3 protein-coding genes and 1 pseudogene are annotated in these 3,135 nt (G+C 57.4%); 2 read left to right on the forward strand and 2 right to left on the reverse strand.

Annotation, left to right across the window (positions count from 1 at the left end; genetic code table 11):
* Positions 1-919 (forward strand): LysR substrate-binding domain-containing protein (locus P775_RS28425; protein ID WP_099909771.1); only part of this gene is annotated, 919 nt, incomplete at its 5' end.
* A gap of 168 nt (positions 920-1,087) precedes the next feature.
* Here P775_RS28425 and P775_RS04110 read toward each other — a convergent pair.
* Positions 1,088-1,771 carry an SDR family NAD(P)-dependent oxidoreductase gene (locus P775_RS04110; RefSeq protein ID WP_245875558.1) on the reverse strand — a complete coding sequence of 228 codons (684 nt, stop codon included), beginning with the start codon at positions 1,769-1,771 and terminating at the stop codon, positions 1,088-1,090.
* A gap of 5 nt (positions 1,772-1,776) precedes the next feature.
* Positions 1,777-2,535 (reverse strand): MFS transporter, encoded by a 759-nt coding sequence (locus tag P775_RS04115; protein WP_099909773.1) that lies wholly within the window; start codon positions 2,533-2,535, stop codon positions 1,777-1,779.
* Positions 2,536-2,617: 82 nt separating this feature from the next.
* Here P775_RS04115 and P775_RS04120 point away from each other — a divergent pair.
* A pseudogene (locus P775_RS04120) lies at positions 2,618-3,076 on the forward strand (IS5/IS1182 family transposase); the annotation flags it as partial.
* Positions 3,077-3,135 lie beyond the last annotated feature (59 nt).

A 3,135-nucleotide genomic window follows, 5' to 3' on the forward strand; every position in this document is an offset into this window, starting at 1 on the left:
CCATGGCCGAAGAACTCGCGGCCATCAAATCAACCGTCGCACTTCAAACTTGAATCCAAGCACTTCTCAGCCATCAATAAGTCGAGCAATCCGGCAGATGGAGGATGCAACTAGCCTTCGTCTTTTTGACAGAGCCAAAGGTGGATTGATTCCCACGGCAGCTGCGCACGAACTGGCGATCACGATCGATGAGGCATTTCGAGGTATAAGCGAAATTCGTCGCGCGGCCGAAGCCATCAGAAAACGGGAGACAATGCAAATCCGTGTTGGATGTCTACCTGCGTTCTCCCACGGTTTTCTTGCTAGGGCAGTAAGTGACTTCGTGACCCAAAACCCGTCCGTTTCCGTCTCCATTCAATCACTTCTCTCGAAGGATATGCACGAGGCGGTTCACAAACGGCAAATTGACGTTGGAATTGCAGCTTACGAAATAGACGATCCAAACCTCTCGATCCATCGCTTTACGACACTTAATGAGATCGTTCTGGTTCCGAATAGTCACCCCTTAGCGCAGAAAAGAATGATCACCCCAGGAGATCTGGCCGGAGAACGGTTGATACTTCTATCGAAGCTCGATCCTTACCGCTCCAGGCTTGAAAACGTCCTCGATACAGAAAGTGTGCAACCGCTAGGACTTGTTGAGGTTGAAACATCTGCTGGCGCCTGCTCGCTCGTCGCATCGGGGCTAGGTGTATCTGTAGTCAACCCTGTGACGGCCTTAGAATACCTGCATCTTGGCCTGACTATGCGGACCTTTACCCACGATCTTCCCTTCGTAACCACGCTTGTTTCTGCCAAGTCACGACAACAGCCAAAACATGTGAAAATCTTCGAGAAAGTCTTGATTGCAAACCTTATGGAGGCCAAGGTTATAATCGACCACTGCTTGTCTTACCCCTCACCTCTCCCTGAATTATAGTCGATCTTTTCAAATGCCCGTAGAGAGGTAAGGGACGCCCTTTTGCCCCCCTTCGGGATTGCAGCGACCTGTGACGTTTACGAAAATTAGCAGCGCGGAACGCGTCAACGACTTTAAGGCGGTGTTGTCTGGACCTTAGGTTTTTTCTTTTTCCGCTTGGGTCGCGGCTCAGCTTGCCAGAAATCCGCCATCGGCATTGAGAATATGGCCCACGACATAGGACGATTCCCGCGAAGCGAGCCACATTACGACCTCGGCCGCTTCTTCCGGTCGGCCAGGGCGGCCGAGCGGGAGACTGCGGCCCATGGCCTCCACATCAGCTCCGGATGAGATCAGCATGTCCGTCTTCACCCGGCCGGGCGCTATCCCGGGGATGGAATTGCGCACACCGCTGACGGAGGCGTTCACAACGATCGTCCCGCCGCCGCCCATCATCATCTTCGCTTGGTATTTCAGACAGAGGAAAACAGACCTTACATTGCCGTTGATGACGTCGGAGAAGATCGCATCTCCCTGCTCATGCAGAGGTCGCGGCCTTTCCTGAATGCCCGCATTGTTGAAGGCGACATCGAGACGACCATACTGCTCGGCGATTGCAGCGTGCAGGGAACGGACGTCTGGGTCACGCGCGGCGTCAGCTGCAATGAAGTCCGCCATTGCACCATGTAGCCGACAGTAGTGCGCCACCTCTTCGCCCAGGTGCTGCCGGCGGCCCGCGACAATCACCGCAGCGGCACCCTCCCGGGCCATCTGCTCAGCAACGCTCCGTCCGATGCCACTGGTCCCTCCGACAACAAGGCAGATACGTCCGTGCATTCTCCGGCGTGGGTGAAGCTCCAAGTTTTGGGTCATGCTGCTCACGTCGCCTCCGTGAGCTGTCCGGAGGTTCGATCCCGCATGAAGTACAGCGCCAGGGCGATCCCCGCAGCACCGATGATGATCGACGCCAAAGCGAGACCTTTGGCGCCATTCCCTTCGACGAGCCAGCCGCCGATCGAGGCTCCTGTGCCGATCCCCGCGTAAATGGTCGAACTGTTCATCGCCAGAACGAGCTTTGTGCGATACCCGGCGAGTCCGAGAAGTCGGTGCTGGATCGGCACGAGGTACATGTAGCTGACATTGCCCCAGAGGAATGCGATGACTACCGTCAACAGGCCATGCTGACCGAATGCGATCAGCGCTACGAGCAGTGCGACTTGGGCGGTCACCGAGGCGAGCAGGACCCGGTACGGGCCCATTTTGTCGGTGAGGATTCCGCAGGCCAAATTGCCAGTCACTGCGCCCGCGCCATAGGCGAAGAGCGCCGTCGAGAGCAGCGGGACACCGGGCAGAATTGTGCCCGAGATGAAAAGGCTCACGTAGGAATAGACGATAAATTCCGAAACCACGACGAGGAAGGTCACACACAGAACCCCGTAGACCACAAGAGAGAAGGGTCGATCAGTCTCTCCTTCCACGGATGCCGGGGTGCGGGCGGGGATACGCGAGAGCATTGGCGTTAGGATCGCAAGGGCGAGAAGCCCGGTCAGGACGACGAAGCCGAAGCTGTAACGCCAGCCGAAGACATCGGCGATCCAGCTTGTGGCCGGAACGCCTGCAACCTGCGACACGGTCATCCCTCCGAAGACTTGTGCGCTGCCGTCTCCGCCCGACTCTCTTTTTCTTTGCAGCAAGGGTCGTCGGTAGGTCACCCTCACGATGCTGGACCGCACAGCAAAACGCTTCGACTTGCGTCCCGACTGGCTGGTTGCCGACACAGCTTATGGGTCCGAGGAGAGCTTGGTCGAGCTCGCCCTGAAACGGCAGATCCTGCCCTTCATCCCGGTCATTGATAAAGGTGAACGCACGGACGGGACTTTGTCGCGCTCCGACTTCACCTGGGATGACGAGAATGACCGCTATATCTGTCCGGAGGGGAAGGATCTACGGCATACCCGGAGGAATTACTCCGATCCGGGGCGTATCTCGACCGAGATGAAACCGCGCAAGTATCGCGCGACGAAGGCGGACTGTCAGGCCTGCCCTTTGAAGGAAAAATGCTGCCCCAACAGCGATACCCGCAGCCTCCAGCGCGGGAAATACGAAATGGTACGTGATTTTGCCCGCAGCTGCACGGCCTCCGCTTTCAATGAGATCGCCCAGAAACGGCGCAAGAAAGCCTTGCCCCGACCGCGGCCGACGCCGCGGAGAACGCGGTGACCTTCCCGCCGCTCAAC

This window comes from Puniceibacterium antarcticum, assembly GCF_002760615.1.
Classification (GTDB): Bacteria; Pseudomonadota; Alphaproteobacteria; order Rhodobacterales; family Rhodobacteraceae; genus Puniceibacterium; species Puniceibacterium antarcticum.

What these genes read in the sequence shown, in the direction of transcription:
- P775_RS04115 (WP_099909773.1), bottom strand. Translation starts at nt 2,535, where the DNA reads ATGACCGTGTCGCAGGTTGCAGGCGTTCCGGCCACAAGCTGGATCGCC.
- P775_RS04110 (WP_245875558.1), bottom strand. Translation starts at nt 1,771, where the DNA reads ATGACCCAAAACTTGGAGCTTCACCCACGCCGGAGAATGCACGGACGT.